Source organism: Geosporobacter ferrireducens, from assembly GCF_001750685.1.
In the GTDB taxonomy this organism is placed as follows: Bacteria; Bacillota; Clostridia; order Peptostreptococcales; family Thermotaleaceae; genus Geosporobacter; species Geosporobacter ferrireducens.
The window spans coordinates 871,411-886,600 of the sequence record NZ_CP017269.1; the positions used below are offsets into that span (position 1 = coordinate 871,411).

General features: G+C 38.6%; 14 protein-coding genes. 6 read left to right on the plus strand and 8 right to left on the minus strand.

The window, feature by feature from the left end; all coding sequences use genetic code 11:
• Nucleotides 1–35: 35 nt before the first annotated feature.
• The 5 genes from Gferi_RS04480 to Gferi_RS04500 all read right to left on the minus strand — a co-directional run bounded on the left by Gferi_RS04480 (nt 36) and on the right by Gferi_RS04500 (nt 5,438).
• On the minus strand, nt 36–1,064 hold the full coding sequence (locus tag Gferi_RS04480; protein WP_069974442.1) for a Gfo/Idh/MocA family protein: 1,029 nt from the start codon (nt 1,062–1,064) through the stop codon (nt 36–38).
• A gap of 104 nt (nt 1,065–1,168) precedes the next feature.
• Nucleotides 1,169–1,486 carry a PTS fructose-like transporter subunit IIB gene (locus Gferi_RS04485; RefSeq protein ID WP_069974443.1) on the minus strand — a complete coding sequence of 106 codons (318 nt, stop codon included), beginning with the start codon at nt 1,484–1,486 and terminating at the stop codon, nt 1,169–1,171.
• Nucleotides 1,487–1,519: 33 nt separating this feature from the next.
• Complete coding sequence (locus Gferi_RS04490; RefSeq protein ID WP_069974444.1) at nt 1,520–2,587, minus strand: PTS fructose transporter subunit EIIC; 1,068 nt, start codon at nt 2,585–2,587, stop codon at nt 1,520–1,522.
• Nucleotides 2,588–2,968: 381 nt separating this feature from the next.
• Nucleotides 2,969–3,415, minus strand: a complete 447-nt coding sequence (locus Gferi_RS04495; protein ID WP_069974445.1) for a PTS sugar transporter subunit IIA — start codon at nt 3,413–3,415, stop codon at nt 2,969–2,971.
• Nucleotides 3,408–5,438 carry a BglG family transcription antiterminator gene (locus Gferi_RS04500; RefSeq protein WP_069974446.1) on the minus strand — a complete coding sequence of 677 codons (2,031 nt, stop codon included), beginning with the start codon at nt 5,436–5,438 and terminating at the stop codon, nt 3,408–3,410. Before Gferi_RS04500 ends, Gferi_RS04495 begins: the two co-directional genes overlap by 8 nt.
• A 373-nt stretch (nt 5,439–5,811) precedes the next feature.
• On the opposite strand from Gferi_RS04500, the gene Gferi_RS04505 reads away from it, so the two are divergent.
• Genes Gferi_RS04505 through Gferi_RS04530 form a run of 6 tightly spaced genes read left to right on the plus strand, consistent with a single transcriptional unit; the run spans nt 5,812 to nt 11,084 of the window.
• Entirely contained in the window at nt 5,812–8,103 is a 2,292-nt protein-coding gene (locus Gferi_RS04505) for a formate C-acetyltransferase (protein WP_249762094.1), read from the plus strand.
• A gap of 11 nt (nt 8,104–8,114) precedes the next feature.
• A complete protein-coding gene (locus Gferi_RS04510; protein WP_069974447.1) occupies nt 8,115–8,957 on the plus strand; it encodes a glycyl-radical enzyme activating protein in 843 nt (280 codons plus the stop codon).
• A 20-nt stretch (nt 8,958–8,977) separates the two neighbouring features.
• Nucleotides 8,978–9,847 carry an SDR family oxidoreductase gene (locus Gferi_RS04515; protein ID WP_083273367.1) on the plus strand — a complete coding sequence of 290 codons (870 nt, stop codon included), beginning with the start codon at nt 8,978–8,980 and terminating at the stop codon, nt 9,845–9,847.
• Between the two features lie 19 nt (nt 9,848–9,866).
• Nucleotides 9,867–10,064: a hypothetical protein gene (locus Gferi_RS04520; protein WP_069974449.1), complete on the plus strand. Its 198-nt coding sequence runs from the start codon at nt 9,867–9,869 to the stop codon at nt 10,062–10,064.
• A 38-nt stretch (nt 10,065–10,102) separates the two neighbouring features.
• Complete coding sequence (locus Gferi_RS04525) at nt 10,103–10,780, plus strand: transaldolase family protein (RefSeq protein WP_069974450.1); 678 nt, start codon at nt 10,103–10,105, stop codon at nt 10,778–10,780.
• A 40-nt stretch (nt 10,781–10,820) separates the two neighbouring features.
• Entirely contained in the window at nt 10,821–11,084 is a 264-nt protein-coding gene (locus tag Gferi_RS04530; protein ID WP_069974451.1) for an HPr family phosphocarrier protein, read from the plus strand.
• A 255-nt stretch (nt 11,085–11,339) separates the two neighbouring features.
• Here Gferi_RS04530 and Gferi_RS04535 read toward each other — a convergent pair whose 3' ends face one another.
• Genes Gferi_RS04535 through Gferi_RS04545 form a run of 3 tightly spaced genes read right to left on the minus strand, consistent with a single transcriptional unit; the run spans nt 11,340 to nt 15,188 of the window.
• Nucleotides 11,340–12,758, minus strand: coding sequence for a trimethylamine methyltransferase family protein (locus Gferi_RS04535; RefSeq protein WP_169832966.1), 1,419 nt, complete (start codon nt 12,756–12,758; stop codon nt 11,340–11,342).
• The gene (locus Gferi_RS04540; protein ID WP_069974453.1) at nt 12,758–14,359 is read right to left on the minus strand and encodes a BCCT family transporter; all 1,602 of its coding nucleotides are present in this window, start codon (nt 14,357–14,359) and stop codon (nt 12,758–12,760) included. Before Gferi_RS04540 ends, Gferi_RS04535 begins: the two co-directional genes overlap by 1 nt.
• 40 nt (nt 14,360–14,399) lie before the next feature.
• The gene (locus Gferi_RS04545) at nt 14,400–15,188 is read right to left on the minus strand and encodes an aspartate/glutamate racemase family protein (RefSeq protein WP_069974454.1); all 789 of its coding nucleotides are present in this window, start codon (nt 15,186–15,188) and stop codon (nt 14,400–14,402) included.
• Nucleotides 15,189–15,190: the final 2 nt, after the last annotated feature.

Below are 15,190 nucleotides of genomic sequence, written 5' to 3' on the forward strand. Positions count from 1 at the left end.
ATTATTACTGGAATTCTGCTCTCTAAACTATTCCTTTATTCGCAATCTATAATTCGCTGGCATTTTAATGCATCTTCAAAGGTTGCTGCAATATTGAAAGGACTATGACCAACGATTCGATTGGCAAAATGGATCAAGGATGCGGTATGGCAGTTCTGAAAGAATCCTAAAGAACCCCTTTCACCGATATAATACTGCATGATTTCATCCCTTTCATCAACCTTCTTGATTTCTGTTGTATTCTGATCAAATCGATAAATTTCTATCTCGTAAGGCTTTAAAAAGTTAATTTTTATACTTCCCTTTGTACCATAAATTTCAAAACGATCGGTTTGCTCTCTTTCAGCAAAAACCCTTGAAACCTCCAGATGGCCCATCGTACCGTCTTCCAACATTAATACACTATCAGTAATTTCATCTACCTGGCTTCTGTCTTTGAAATAAATCCTTTCATTATGGGTTGCTTTCTGAATGTCTCCAAGGGTAAATTGCACTAAATCGATCAAATGCACGCCTAAATCCAATAGAGCTCCTTTTCCATCCTGAGCTAAAGTTCTCCATGTTCCTTTCTTCTTCTCACTGAGATAACTCTTGTGGTATGTACGAATTTTAAAATCGATAACCTCTCCAATCGTCCTTTTTTCCAATTCTTTTTTAAGTAAATGGACAGCAGGCATAAAACGACACATCAATGCCACAGCATTTAGTATATTCCCCTCCTGAACGAGTTTTACCATTTCTAATGCATCCGGATAGTTAGAGGATAAAGGCTTCTCACAGTAAATGGATTTCCCATAGGATACTGCCTTTGTCACTATTTCTAAGTGTGAATCATTGGGGGTACAAATATCAATAAAGTGAATTGTAGGATCTGCTAATACTGCTTCGATGTCTGTTACATTCTTTGCTCCTGCTAATGGAATATCCATGGGCTTTCGTGTGACCACATGAGTTAGATTTAATTGATAAGGTAAAGCATATCTAAGGTTGGCATCATAGACTGCCAAGGCATGGGTTCTGGCGATTCCTCCAAACCCAATGATTGCAAAGTTTATTTGTTTCATATAAATCCCCTCCTTCTTTAATCATACTGCTTTTTAGATAAAAAGAACATCTTTTAATAGACCTTCATCTATTATAAAGATGTCTTTTTATACCTAATTTCTAATTATTTCTTGCTTTGAATAAATACTTCTATTTTTTCAACGATCTTGTCGGCTTTTTTAACTAAGTCGCTTACACCAACTTTTACAATAGGCTTTCCCTGGAACCTCTCAGTTTCCTTTAGACCAATATCATTTGTCAATAAAACAATATCTGCATCTCTAATGTCTTCTACGGTAAGCTTGTTCTCAATACCAATCGATCCCTGGGTTTCTACCTTTACCGCAATTCCTTTTGCCTTTGCTGCTCTTTCCAAGGCTTCTGCTGACATATATGTATGTGCAACCCCTGAAGGACAAGCTGTAACTGCAACAATTTTCATTTTTATTCCCTCCATAGCCTATTTGAATGATATTTACTCAAAGCTTAAATCTATTTCTTGATCACTGATACCCATTTCACTATCTTCTCTTTCCTCAACAGGTTTCTTTAATAAATTTACTAATAGTGCTGTGCTGATAGAGCCGATAATGATAGCCGCTACGTATCCAAACTTTCCTGTTACAGCAGGTAAAACGATTAGTCCACCCCAAGCCACCATGTTTTCTGCACCTAAAATCGCTGCAGCTGCACAGCCAATAGCGGTACCGATCATCTGAGCCGGTAAAACTCTTAGTGGGTCCGCTGCTGCAAAAGGAATAGCGCCTTCCGTAATCCCTACACTACCCATTAATATTGCAGCTCTGCCTGCTTCCCGCTCTGCATGGGTGTACTTTTTAGGTGCCAGGAAGGTTGCCAAGCCTAACCCTATAGGCGCTACGCAAACACCAACCGCATTGATACCCGCGATATTGCACAAACCTTCTGATACTGCCATGATCGTAAATGCATAGGCTACCTTATTTACAGGACCACCCATATCAAATGCATCCATCATTCCCATAATAATCGCAAGCATGATAATACTTCCACTTTGCATTCCCTGCAGCCAGTCAGTCAATCCTTTTGATAATGCTGCAATCGGTGCACCGATAATCCACTGCATTGAACCGGCAGTAATGAATGTACCAATGATTGGAATAACGAAAATTGGCATAACCGATCTAAATACAGGCGGTACTTTAATTTTTTTCAAGTAATGAACCACAATTCCACCCACTAAACCGGCGATGATTGCACCGAAAAAGCCTGCACCCATTTCATTCCCAACATAGGCTGCGATGGCTGCCGGTGCAATGGCTGGCCTTTCTGCAATAGAATAGGCGATGTATCCAGCTAAAATCGGAATCATCAACTGGAATCCTCTTACACCAATAAAGAATAGATCCTTTTTCCAGCCACTATCCGGTACAGCACCTTGTCCATAAAGTACTACGGATAGTGCCAATAAAATACCGCCAGCAACTACGAATGGAATCATATAGGAAACACCTGTCATCAAATGCTGTCTTGTGTTTTTTAATATATTTTTTAAATCTTCCATTTATATCATAGAACCCCCTTATTTATTTTATCTTTCTCAATACTGTATAACCTTTAACGTAAAATCATCACCTTATTTGAAACATCAAAAATCCATCTTCGCTCCTATTAGTCGCAAAATTTAAAATGAAATATATATATTTTTTTGTTATAGGTCATGGTATACTGAGTATGAGTACTTTGGTCATCTTTCCCAATAGAAGGTTATGTGCACTTAACCTTTGTGGGCTCAGGATGATCTTTTTTTCTATTTTCTGGATAAAACGTTTTCTTGTTTTGCTGTAATATGCGAAACCACTATAGGCTTCGCAAACACAACTTTTCTATAGAATTATTACGCGCATAATAAACTCACAAGGTTAAAAATAAAATGTAATGTTCTTTATTGCGTTTGGAAGCTCAATAAATTTATAATGTCATGAACACTGGTAGATGCTTCTAACTTTTCTCTGAATTCTTCTCGCATGATCGATCTTGAAAGCTGAGCTAATATCTTAAGATGGGTATCTCCTGCTTCTTGCTCAGATACGGCGATTAGAAAAACATATTTTGCTTTCTCTTCATCACTCCATTGAACTTCTTTATTTAATCTTGCAAAGGCTAAGGCTGCAGTCTTTACTGCATTGCATTTTCCATGGGGAATTGCAAAATTATAGCCTAAGCTAGTAGGAAAGGTTTCTTCTCGTTTATGAACCTGGTCAATGAATCCTCCAAAATCATGAAGTCGATCATGCACTTGTAAAACCTGCGCTAGCTTTTCAATCACTTCACCCTTAGTGTTCACATCTAAATCTAACAAAATCATTTCCTTCGTTATCAAATCATTCATTTTGTATCCCTCCGTTAATAAATACTTCTATGATTTCATCCCTACGATTCGCTTCCAATATACGATGGATCAGCTTTTTGTCATTCAATATTTCATAAAGATTCTTAAAGAAGCCTCTCGTAATCCCTACCTCATCAAATTTCAAACCCAATATGATAATCAGGTTTAGCTTATGCCCCATCCAGTTCACAGGATTTTTTAATTTGATGATACAAATTTTTGATTGAAGTACATATTCTGTAGTAGCATGAGGGATTGCAATCCCCTTTCCAATCACAGTAGATGCCTTATACTCACGTTCCAATATATTCTCACAAAATCCTGGTTTTGCATAACCTTTATTCTCCATGATTTTTCCATAGTGATGAATAATCTCTATAAAATCATTTCTTTTTTCATCAATAAAGCAAAGTTCTTTATCAATAACCTTATGCATCAAAGATTTTTCAGTAGTTTGAATTACCTTCTCGGATTTTTGGTTTTGGAATTGAATTTTACCAAGAGTACTTTTAATCTTCAGTACATCGGTAGCATCCAGCATAGCACTCACATACACCACATTATGGCTATTTAATATTCCCGGTATGGTAGATATGATGAGATCTGCTTTGTTTACCAGGTCCTCACTCATGGCACCTAAAGGAATCGTTGCAATAATATCCAATTCTTGAAAGGTTTTATTCAGCCGCGTAGCAATCAGCTGAGATGTACCCATCCCACTAGCACATACAATCAGAGTCCTCACCTTATGGCTTTGCCGGCCTACTGCTACTGCAATGTGAATCGCAATATATCCCACTTCATCTTCATTGATAGAGATTCCTAGCTTTTTTTCAAAGATGCTGCTGCAGGCCCAAGCAGCACCAAAAATACTGGTGTACTCTTCTTTTATCGTCTGCAGCATAGGATTTCTCAGCTTCAATCCATATTTTAGCCGTATAACGGTTGGCCTTAAATGCAGTACCAGTGCCGTTAGAAGCAACCAATCCTTAGACAAATCAACATCTAAAATATCGCCTGCAAGGGTAATAATCTCCTTGGCAATACAAATATACTCTTCATTTTGGGCATCTAACAAGATATCATAATGAGTGGCATCCATATCCGCTTGAATCTTTGCCCCCAACATGTGTAGGGAGATATATCCTGTTTCATCCTCAGAGAAATGAATTCCAAAATCATCACTAAGCTTTTGGATTACCCATGCAGCCACATCAAACTCACATTTTGCTTTTAAGTTCTGTAGCAAATCTTTTTCCATTTTAATTTCTTTGTGATGCTTTACTCTTTCAACTGTAATAGCAATATGGGTGATCAAATTTGTAAAAGCCTGATCGGTAAAATAATATCCCAGCTTCTGCTCCGCTTGTTGAATCACATCTTGAATCTTGAACAAATCGATTCTGGGAAAAAGCTGCTTGATTTTTTTAAAATTAAGCAAATCAATACGATAATCTAATTTCTCAAGAACCAAATCCAGTTCTGTATTTTGATTTCCATTGGTTTCAACAAATAAATCCATCATTGCACGCCTATAGTTCTTTTCATGTCCTTCAATCCACAGTCCTTGATTTTGTTTTCGCTTCAGCTGTAAGCCTCGCCGATCCAGCCATTTTTCAATCTCAAAAAGATCATTCACAATGGTGCTTTTGCTGCAGAATAAATCGTCGGCTAGTAATTGAATGGTATAGGTGTGTTTGTTCTTCAGCAAAGTATTCAAAATATAATGATGCCTGTACTCTGGGGTATAATCCTGAAATACATCTCGATTGACATAAATACCTATCTGCAGTAGGTCTCTTTCTTCTTCTGAAATATCTAATAATACACCTAAGCTGGGTTTCATCCGCAGTGTAACCCCTTCATCCTGTAACTCCTTTTGCAAAATCTTTAGATAGTTTCTTATCGTTTTTTCAGACATGCATATTTCATCTGCTAGGGCAGCGACAGTTATTGGATGCTTCCGATCCAATAGGATGAAAAATATTTTCTTTTTTATATCTTCTTTCGCTCTAATTTTCATCACTCCTAGCATAGATCGTCATGGCCTGATATTTTTTCAACTTTGGTGGGTTTATTTTAATATAGCATGGATTATTAAATATTCATATATTTGAATGTTTACTTTTACTACCACATTAATCCGGAAATATCCATCTATTTGCTTGATCACTTCTCTAAGTACATCTCTAAAATCGAAACTACAAATTCGTGATCTTCTAAGAAAATATTCTCATATTGGTTATTGTATTTTCTATTTTCACATTATATAATAATACAAAACAATACTCAATAATAAAAATCGATATACAACAATATTTAATTTACAAAGTATTATTTCCGTCAGCTATTTTGTTAGAAACGATCTATTTGTCTGCGTAAAGGAGGTTTGTGTTTTGATTTCAAAAAGAATTTCTGAATTGAAGGAGCAGCTTTTTCAAAAGAGAAGAGAAATATCCCTAGAAAGAGCAATTCTTTATACTGAATCCTGGAAGTTTACAGAGGGAGAGCCTACTGTGGTTCGACGGGCAAAAGCCTTGGCGCACATCCTTGATCATGTGAATATCAACATTGAAAGAGGGGAGTTAATTGTAGGTGGCAGAACCATTCAACCGCGTGCTGGCGTAATTTCTCCTGAAATGTCTCCTTATTGGATTCTACAAGAGCTGGATACCCTGCCTACAAGACCCCAGGATCAATTTGATATCACGGGAGCAGATAAGGTGCTTTTTAGATCCGAATTATTTCCTTATTGGAAGGATCGGTCTTTAGAAGATCGTATCGAAAAAAAAATCCCTGATCACATTCAACAAACACGCAAAAAAAAGATCATTAAGCTAAATCAAACAGATAAGGGTCAAGGCCATATTATTCCAAGCTTTGAAAAAGTATTAAATGATGGATTAGACTGTATGATTGCTGAAGCCGCAAGCAAAAACAAGAAAGATCCCTTTAATCCATTTTATGATGCAGTCCACATTAGCCTACTGGCCACCCAACGCCACATCAATCGATATGCACAGCTTGCTTCTTCCTTAGCTGCTGTGGAAGTTGATCTGGATCGAAGAGATGAATTATTAGAGATTGCCAGGATTTCCAATAAAATTGCAAAAGAACCACCTCACAGCTTCTATGAAGCCTTACAGTTATTTTGGTATATCAACATCATCCTTCAACAGGAGTCTAACGCCAGTTCGATTTCGCCGGGCCGTTTCGATCAATACATGTATCCCTTTTATCAAAACACGATAGATGCCAAAGAAGACTCTTTATTAGTAAAAGAACTATTGCAGAATTTGATGATCAAATTCAATACCATTGTAGCTTTGAGGAGCGAAGAAAGTGCTAAATTTTTTGCTGGTTTCCCAATCGGTTACAATATTATTTTAGGGGGTGTGGATCAAAAAGGTAGAGATGCAGTAAACGAGCTTTCCTACCTCATGCTGGAGACTTATGCAGATATCAAGCTTCCGCAGCCAAACTTAGGTGTACGTATTCACGAGAAAACACCCAGGGAGTTTTTGATCAAAGCTTCTGAAACCATTCGGCTAGGCACAGGTATTCCTCAGGTATTCAATGACGAAGTCATTATTCCCGCCTTTTTAAACAGAGGTGTCGCTTTAAAAGATGCGCGGGACTATGCAGTAGTTGGATGTGTGGAACTATCCATACCCGGTAAAACTTACGGACTCCACGATATTGCCCTCTTTAACCTTTTACGGGTTATGGAACTAACTTTGCAGGGACAGGCTAGTCAACCGGATTGCTTTGATAGCTTATTGGACGCTATCAAAGAGAATGTAACGCTGTATATAAAAGATATGGTTGAAGGTTCTAATATTATCGATCATGCCCACGGAGAACTTGTCCCAACACCCTTCCTCTCTGCTTTTATTGATGGTTGTATGGATAAGGGTTTGGATGTCTCTCAAGGGGGAGCAATCTATAATTTTTCAGGGGTACAGGGTATCGGTATCGCCAATTTGGCTGATTCTCTTCATGTAGTGAAAAAGCTTATTTTCGAGGATAATGGGATGAATCTATCTCAGCTAGTTGAACTATTAGAAAACAACTACGCTGGACAAGAGACCCTTCGTCAGCGATTCATTCATCGGTTTGACAAATATGGAAATGACATCGATGCAGTGGATTATCTGGGCAGTGAGATTCTTACCCACTATTGTACAGAAGTTGAGAAGTATACCAATGCACGGGGAGGCATATTTCAACCGGGATCCTACACTGTTTCTGCCCATATTCCCCTGGGGGAAGCAGTAGGTGCAACACCCGATGGACGATTGGCAAAGGAACAGCTGGCCGACGGCGGTCTCTCCCCCATGGTCGGTCGAGATCGCTTAGGTCCTACGGCTAGCCTAAAGAGTGTGAGCAAACTGGATCATTATCTGCTATCGAATGGCAGCTTGTTAAATGTAAAGTTCAGCCCTTCTGCCTTAGAGGGTGAAGAGGGTATTAAAAAAATGATAGGTTACCTACAGGCATTTATGCGGCTAAAGCTTCAACATATACAATTTAATGTCATCTCTGTAGAACTACTGAAAGATGCCCAGAAGAACCCGGATAAGTATAAAAACCTTGTAGTCCGCGTTGCTGGCTACAGCGCGATTTTTATTGAGCTGAATAAGGCCATTCAAGATGATATCATTAACCGAAGAGAGCATACTTTATAGGAAGTGAAAAAATGGAAAAAGCATTGATTCTTAATATTCAAAGATATAGTATTCATGATGGAGGTGGTATACGAACACTGATCTTTTTTAAAGGCTGTCCCCTTCGGTGTCCCTGGTGCTCAAATCCTGAATCTCAAAGCTTTTCTCCGGAACTAATGCGTCGGGAATCCCTTTGTATCCAGTGCAGCAGCGTCTCCTGCCGTAGTTGTGAAAAGGATCCCTCTTTTTGTCCCACCATGGCCCTCGAACAGGCAGGAAAAGAGTATACTATAGAAGAATTAATCTATGAAATCAAAAAAGACATTCTTTTTTACGACTGTACCGAGGGCGGTGTAACCTTATCTGGAGGTGAGCCCCTATGCCAAGGTAAGTTTGCCATAGCATTGCTAAAGCAATTGGAATACTTAGGGATTGACACAGCTATAGAAACCTCAGGCTTCTGCAGCTGGGATATTCTGGACAGGGTTTCAGATCACTTAGATCGGGTCTTGTTTGACCTGAAGATTATGTGTCCAGAAAAAGCATCTAGAATTCTTCATGGTGATAGGAACATCATCCTGGATAATTTTAAAAGATTGGTTCACAAAGGAATTCATGTGATTCCTAGAATTCCGCTAATCCCTGGCTATACCATGGATATAGAAAACATAGAAGAAATCATCATGTTTACAAAAGATCTCGCTGTCAAAGAGGTTCACCTGCTTCCTTTCCATCAGTACGGAAGCACAAAGTATAAGTCTATCGGCAAAGCCTATGCTTTAGAGGACCTTTCTCCTCCTTCCCCAGAAGATTTACACAGAATAAAAATTTGCTTTGAACAAGCAGGTTTTAAGGTCATTGTAGGCGGTTTATAGAATATATTTAAGGAGTGGTAATGATGAAAAGATTACTTTTAACTGGCGGAAATGGTTTTTTCTGTACTCGATTAACAAAAACCTATCAACATACCTATGATATTCTTTCTACGGATGTACCTCAGCTAGATATTACTAATCGCGATCAGGCAATGGAAGCATTTCACCAATTTAAACCTGATTATGTTCTTCATGCTGCAGCTGTAGCCAGTACGGACTTCTGTAACAATAATCCCGAGATTGCCCACAATATTAATGTTAAGGGCGCCCAACATGTGGCAGAAGCAGCCAAAGCCGTAAATGCCAAAATGATTTTTATCAGTACGGAGCAAGTCTTCAATGGCAATACTTCTCCAGGACCTTATCGAGAAGAAGATTGTCCTATTCCGGATACAGTTTACGGCCAAACGAAGCTGGAGGCTGAAGAAAAATTGAGGGATATCCTCGATGAACTTTGGGTATTGCGGTTTACATGGTTGTATGGACTTCCAGAAAGAAACTGCGGCATGTCTCCAAATATTCTTTGGGATACCTTATCTGCTGTATTAAAAGGAGAAAAAATCAAGGTCACTTCAAATGAATATCGTGGTCTAACCTATGTATATGATGTGATCGATCAAATCCCTAAAATATTTGAAATTCCCTACGGTACCTACCATATTGGAAGCCAAAATCACCTGAGCCGTTATGATGTATCCAAGCTCATATTAAAAGAAGTAGGCCTGGAAGAAAGAATAGATCATCTGCTGGAGATGGACTTAGAAAAATATAAGGATCATCCTAGAGACGCTCGACTCAGCAATGAAAAAATTAAAACTTATGGCATAGGGTTCGCTGATACAAAAGACAGTATCAAAAAATGCTTGGAGGAATTTAAGCTTAAAATTTAAAAAAGAGAGGAGCAATAAAATGCAAGTGCATTCATTTACTCTTGAGGATGTTCAGTTGCTTAGAGAAACTGTAGGCCCAAGCATTGGTGTAAAGGCTGCGGGTGGTATCCGTACCTTTGAGAATGCAGTAAAAATGCTTCAAGCCGGCGCAAACAGATTAGGGACTAGCGGTGCAGTTGAAATCATTACCGGGAATCTATCCACTAGCAGCTATTAAACTTGTTTGTTATTATAGATAAATTAAGGAGTGATACAATGCAATACTTATTAGATACTGCGGATGTTCAAGCCATTCAACGGGCCTATGACCTCTACCCTGTATGTGGTGTTACAACAAATCCTACAATTATTGCAAAGGAAAACAGGCCCTTTTTTGAAATATTAAGAGACATTCGAAATATCATTGGAAATGCTTCCATGCTACATGTACAAACCTTAGGAAAAACTGCAGCGGAGATTGTAAAAGAGGGCGAATATCTTCATGAAATTGTGGCAGGAAATATTTATGTGAAAATTCCAGTTACTGCTGAAGGGATTAAAGCGATAAAAATCTTAACTTCGAAGGAAATTCAGGTCACCGCTACGGCTATACTTACTGCACAGCAAGCTTTGATGGCAGCCGTTGCCGGCGCCAGCTACGTAGCACCCTATGTGAATCGGATTGATAATATTGCAGGAGATGGCGTAGGCGTGGTAGCAGAAATTGTAGAACTTTTTAATACCTATAAGCTGGAAACAAAAGTACTGGCCGCATCTTTTAAAAACATTCAACAAATTCATGGAGTTGCTTTGGCAGGTGCCCATTCCGTTACCATTAACGGTGAGCTCATGGACGGATTGCTGCAGCACCCATTGACAGATTGGAGCATTGACCGGTTTAGCTGCGATTGGGAAGGTGTATACGGAAAGAATAAGCTAGTTTCAGATCTGTAACTCATATAACCCTTAAATATATCAAGTGGGAGGAAATGGAATGGAAAAAGAACTGAAAATACTTAATAAACAAGGCTTACATGCACGGCCTGCTTCAATTTTAGTAAAAACTGCAGCAAAATTTCAATCAGACATTCAGCTTCTCTATAACGGCTATACGGGGAATGCAAAATCTATCATGAGTATCATGAGTTTAGGTCTTGTGCAGGATGCTGTCTTTACCCTGGTAGCAAGCGGACCTGATGAGGCAGAAGCAATAGCAGCAATCACAGATCTGATAGAATCTAAATTCGGAGAAGAATAAAACCGTAAAAATAGCAGAGGGATTTTCCTTCCGCTATTTTTTACTTTTCTACTGAACTCAAACGAATTTCTATAAAAAGAGCGTCTACGACGCTTTCGCTAGGGAACCCTAGGTTCCCTTCGACGATTCTGCAACTATTTTACAAAAATCGATGGCTGTATCTTATATAAATTAATTTTAGAGCGAACAGCGGAAATATAATAGATAAAAATTGTTTGAGAAACCGGTATTCGCTCCAAAGTAACTTTATCATGTTTAAATCTTTCCTATTATCTCCTTATTCATTCCCAAATGTAGCATGTAATCATCTAACTGTTTTTCAATGCTTCCATCAATTTCAGGTTTTTTATAGGCTCGCAGCATTTCTTCTAACCTATTATGCATCGAATCATATAGGACTTGATTTGGGTCTTCTCCAGGCATTAACCTTCTTCTGATACTTATTGAGGGAAACCATGGATCTTTTCTACATCGTTGAACAGTATGGATATGTTCTATGAAGGTTGTTCCTTCAACAACATCTTTTATTGCATCTAAGGCTAGAGTAGTTTCATTTACTTCTAATTCCTTAAAATAATATTTCAATCGATCAATTATTTCTAAATCCATTACGAATTTTTCATAGCTCATGGAAGAAAAAGAATCCAATATTCCTGCACTGTGCATTACAAAGTTTGCTTTTTCCTGGTATGCCTCAAAAAGCGACATCATGCTTTCAAATCCACTTTGCGCAGTAATTCCATTAGCGTCCGTCATACCGCCTCCGCTCCTGCACGGCAGCCCATATTTTTTTGCAAGCCTTGCACCATATTTTGCCTGAAGCGTAAAACCTGGAGATCCGATAGATACATTGCAGGTTCTCATATCCATTGTAGTTGCTGCGAATGTATAGATCACTGGATTTCCTGGGTTTAAAATCTGTGTAAGCACAAGGGTGCCTAATATTTCAGCATTTGCCATTGCTATATTACCCGCTGGCGATATGGGGCCTGTTCCTCCGGCCATAGGTCCTGGTGCAATGGCTATAGGTTGATTATATTGTGTACAAACATATAATGTTTCAAGGGCATTTCTGTCTATCTTAAGAGGACTTAAAGTAGAAATGAGGGTTATGATTCTGGGCTTTTTCTTTAATTCTTCGCGGCCTCCAAACAATATTGAAGCAAGATGCATAATATGTTCTGTACTTTCCTGATTACCGGATACACCCATAATACACTTTGAGGAACGTTTCATTGTGGTGTATACCATTGCTGCAGCACTTAGCTTGGCGTCTATATCATTTGGCTGTACAAGAATTCCACCATTTATTTTAAAAGCTGGGCTGACATGTACCAATTCTGCAAATTTCAAATAGTCATCAAATAGAGCATTTCTTATTTTTCCATCTACTTCCATTATTTTAGGACATCCATAGCCCGGAGTAAAATTTAGCTCTTCTGTATTGAGCCGCATGTTAAAAGCCTCATCCCTTGCGTAAACAATAAATTCTTTAGGCGCTTTTGACATATATTCATTAATTTGTTCCTCTGTAAAATAAGCGCGATTATTTTTTACTTCTATACCAGCATCTAGCAGTATTTTTTTAGTTTCCTCGTGCTGAAACTCTATTCCAATCTGGCTCAAAATATCGATAGAAGCTCTATGTAATACTTCAATCTTCTCATTTACCACTATACCACCTCCGACTTTTCCACCTTTTCTTCGATTTCTTCTTTAGGCTTATTGTACATATAGACAATAAAGCCTACCATCATAGCTATTTCGATAAATAATATGGGAAATCCTGCTAGTGTTTTTACTACCTTTATTCCTTCCAGCCCTCCATTTAATACAAATATAATTGAAGTAAGGCCCATTAAAAGCCCCCAACAAAGTTTAATCACTGCTGGTGCTTCTTTTACATTCATATTATTCTTTAAGGTCATTAAAGACACAGTCGAGGTCATAGAATCAGCCAATGTAACAAAAGATAGTATGATTAGGATGATCATCAAAGGCCGTAGAATTGTTGCAAGAGGCAGAAAATCAAATATCTTTAACATAACAGATTCTAGGCCATTTGCCTGCATAAAGCCATACAGATCATAACCCAGATTAAATTGGGCGTTCAGAGTCAAACCGCCAAAAACTCCAAACCAGATCATTCCAAATACTGAGGGCAGCAGCCAGTTGACAACAATAAATTCCCGTATCGTTCTTCCATAGCACAGTTTTATCAGAAATAATCCTACGATAGGCCCGAAGGAAAGCCAGTCTACAAACCAGTACATATCCCACCATTGGGGCCATAATCCACTATCGGGAAATGGATCAGTAAATGTCATGGCTTCAAGGAAATTATTAAGAAATGCTCCCATGGATTGAGTTGTAAGGTTCAATATGTAACTAGTTGGTCCGAATATAAGCGCAAAGATCATAAAAACGATAAATGCCCATGCGTTTTTATCACTAAGCCACTTTATTCCCTTATCTAATCCAGAAATACTAGATATGTTGTAGGCTACAATAATGATCATCGCAATCCCCACCCAAACAACAGGACCTGGTTCAATGCCAAATACATACTTTAATCCACTGCCGATCTGCAAGAGTCCATATCCTAATGATCCAGCAACCCCACCGGTAATAGCGAATACCGTTAGAGCATCGACTGTAGTTGAAAAGGTATTTCCCAGTGCCTTATCTCCGATCATTGGAACAAAGCCGGAACTAATATTATAGGGTTTTCGCATATTATAATATGCATACCCAACTATTACACCTATAGTTATATAGATGGCATAGGGTGTAAAGGTCCAATGCAAAAATGAGGTTCTCATTGCCCAGATGATTGCATCCCTGCTTCCTGCAATCATTTCCACACCTGGTGCCGGTTCCATTGAAAACAACAAAGGCTCCGGAGCAGCCCAGAATACAATCCCCGTTCCAATCCCTGCACATATGGATATCGCCCACCAGTTCCAAGTACTATATCGCGGTTTCGCATCTTTTCCGCCAAATTTAATTTTACCTACAGGATGAAAACAAAGAACAGCTAAAAAAATTACAAAAGATAGACAGCCTAAATCTACCAGCCACCCTAAGCTAACCATTAGTTTTTCAAAAATACCCCATAATACCTTTAAAAATGCAGAAGAGTCTGTAAATCCAAGTACTATAAGTGCCGCAAATATACTAACAGGTGCAATGATGACACCCCACCTTAATCCAAACTTTTTCTGGGAATGGTTTTCTCCTTCTAAGGTATTGATCTCATTATTATTATCTTTCATATACCCTGACCTCCCATTATTATTTTAATCATCTTATTTTCTAGACGTGCCCGTAATAATCTCTATGGTTTACTACAGAATAGGCATAATCTAACAATGTTCCCCAACTGAACACAGGCATATCCACTGCTCTTTGTACAGCTCTGGCAAAAGGCTGCATACCGGTGCATTCCAGCATAATTGCTCTAATCCTTGGATTTTTTTCTACAAAAGCTTTGCAAATCTTGATCATGTCTTTTTCTGATTGGTCATAGTAGCTTTCAGGAATTTGCGGCCGCTTTTCATGATCCCATAAACTATCGAACTGAGGGCAGCCATACTCATCCTGTGCACCCGCTATCAAAAAATTACTATTAAGATCAATGCCAACATTTTCAAGATGTGCATCGGTTAAAAACCTTTTTTGTGCGCAAACGATTCCTACATAATTCTTAGGTCCAATTAATTGCTGCATAAAAGGTACCTGCAGCAGGCTTGACATAAATACAGGCACATCTACATGCCCTGCTACATCTTTTTGGAAATACGCAAAGTATCCACACTCTGCTGCAATTGCCTTGCAACCCATTCTTTCCAGTTTCTTAGCTGCTCTTAGAATTGGTTCTCTGCAGGGCGATTTGTCCTGTTCCCATACCAATGTATAGTTGTCTACCCCTTCAGCAATTTCATATTGTATTGGGTACCCAAAAGCGCTGGCATTTCGTACATCTCCCGGAAAACCCGGATAGGCATCATCCAGCACCATAATGCCTAATCCCATACCATAGCAGGTATGATTTTTTCGCGTTACAATATAGTTGATATCTCTGTCTCTGCCTTGATAAAACATTT

Excerpts from the sequence above, each read along its gene's own strand:
- Gferi_RS04500 (WP_069974446.1), bottom strand. The coding sequence starts at position 5,438 with ATGAAAATTAGAGCGAAAGAAGATATAAAAAAGAAAATATTTTTCATC.
- Gferi_RS04485 (WP_069974443.1), bottom strand. The coding sequence starts at position 1,486 with ATGAAAATTGTTGCAGTTACAGCTTGTCCTTCAGGGGTTGCACATACA.
- Gferi_RS04525 (WP_069974450.1), top strand. The coding sequence starts at position 10,103 with ATGCAATACTTATTAGATACTGCGGATGTTCAAGCCATTCAACGGGCC.
- Gferi_RS04540 (WP_069974453.1), bottom strand. The coding sequence starts at position 14,359 with ATGAAAGATAATAATAATGAGATCAATACCTTAGAAGGAGAAAACCAT.
- Gferi_RS04480 (WP_069974442.1), bottom strand. The coding sequence starts at position 1,064 with ATGAAACAAATAAACTTTGCAATCATTGGGTTTGGAGGAATCGCCAGA.
- Gferi_RS04545 (WP_069974454.1), bottom strand. The coding sequence starts at position 15,188 with ATGTTTTATCAAGGCAGAGACAGAGATATCAACTATATTGTAACGCGA.
- Gferi_RS04510 (WP_069974447.1), top strand. The coding sequence starts at position 8,115 with ATGGAAAAAGCATTGATTCTTAATATTCAAAGATATAGTATTCATGAT.
- Gferi_RS04490 (WP_069974444.1), bottom strand. The coding sequence starts at position 2,587 with ATGGAAGATTTAAAAAATATATTAAAAAACACAAGACAGCATTTGATG.
- Gferi_RS04495 (WP_069974445.1), bottom strand. The coding sequence starts at position 3,415 with ATGAATGATTTGATAACGAAGGAAATGATTTTGTTAGATTTAGATGTG.
- Gferi_RS04530 (WP_069974451.1), top strand. The coding sequence starts at position 10,821 with ATGGAAAAAGAACTGAAAATACTTAATAAACAAGGCTTACATGCACGG.
- Gferi_RS04515 (WP_083273367.1), top strand. The coding sequence starts at position 8,978 with ATGATGAAAAGATTACTTTTAACTGGCGGAAATGGTTTTTTCTGTACT.
- Gferi_RS04520 (WP_069974449.1), top strand. The coding sequence starts at position 9,867 with ATGCAAGTGCATTCATTTACTCTTGAGGATGTTCAGTTGCTTAGAGAA.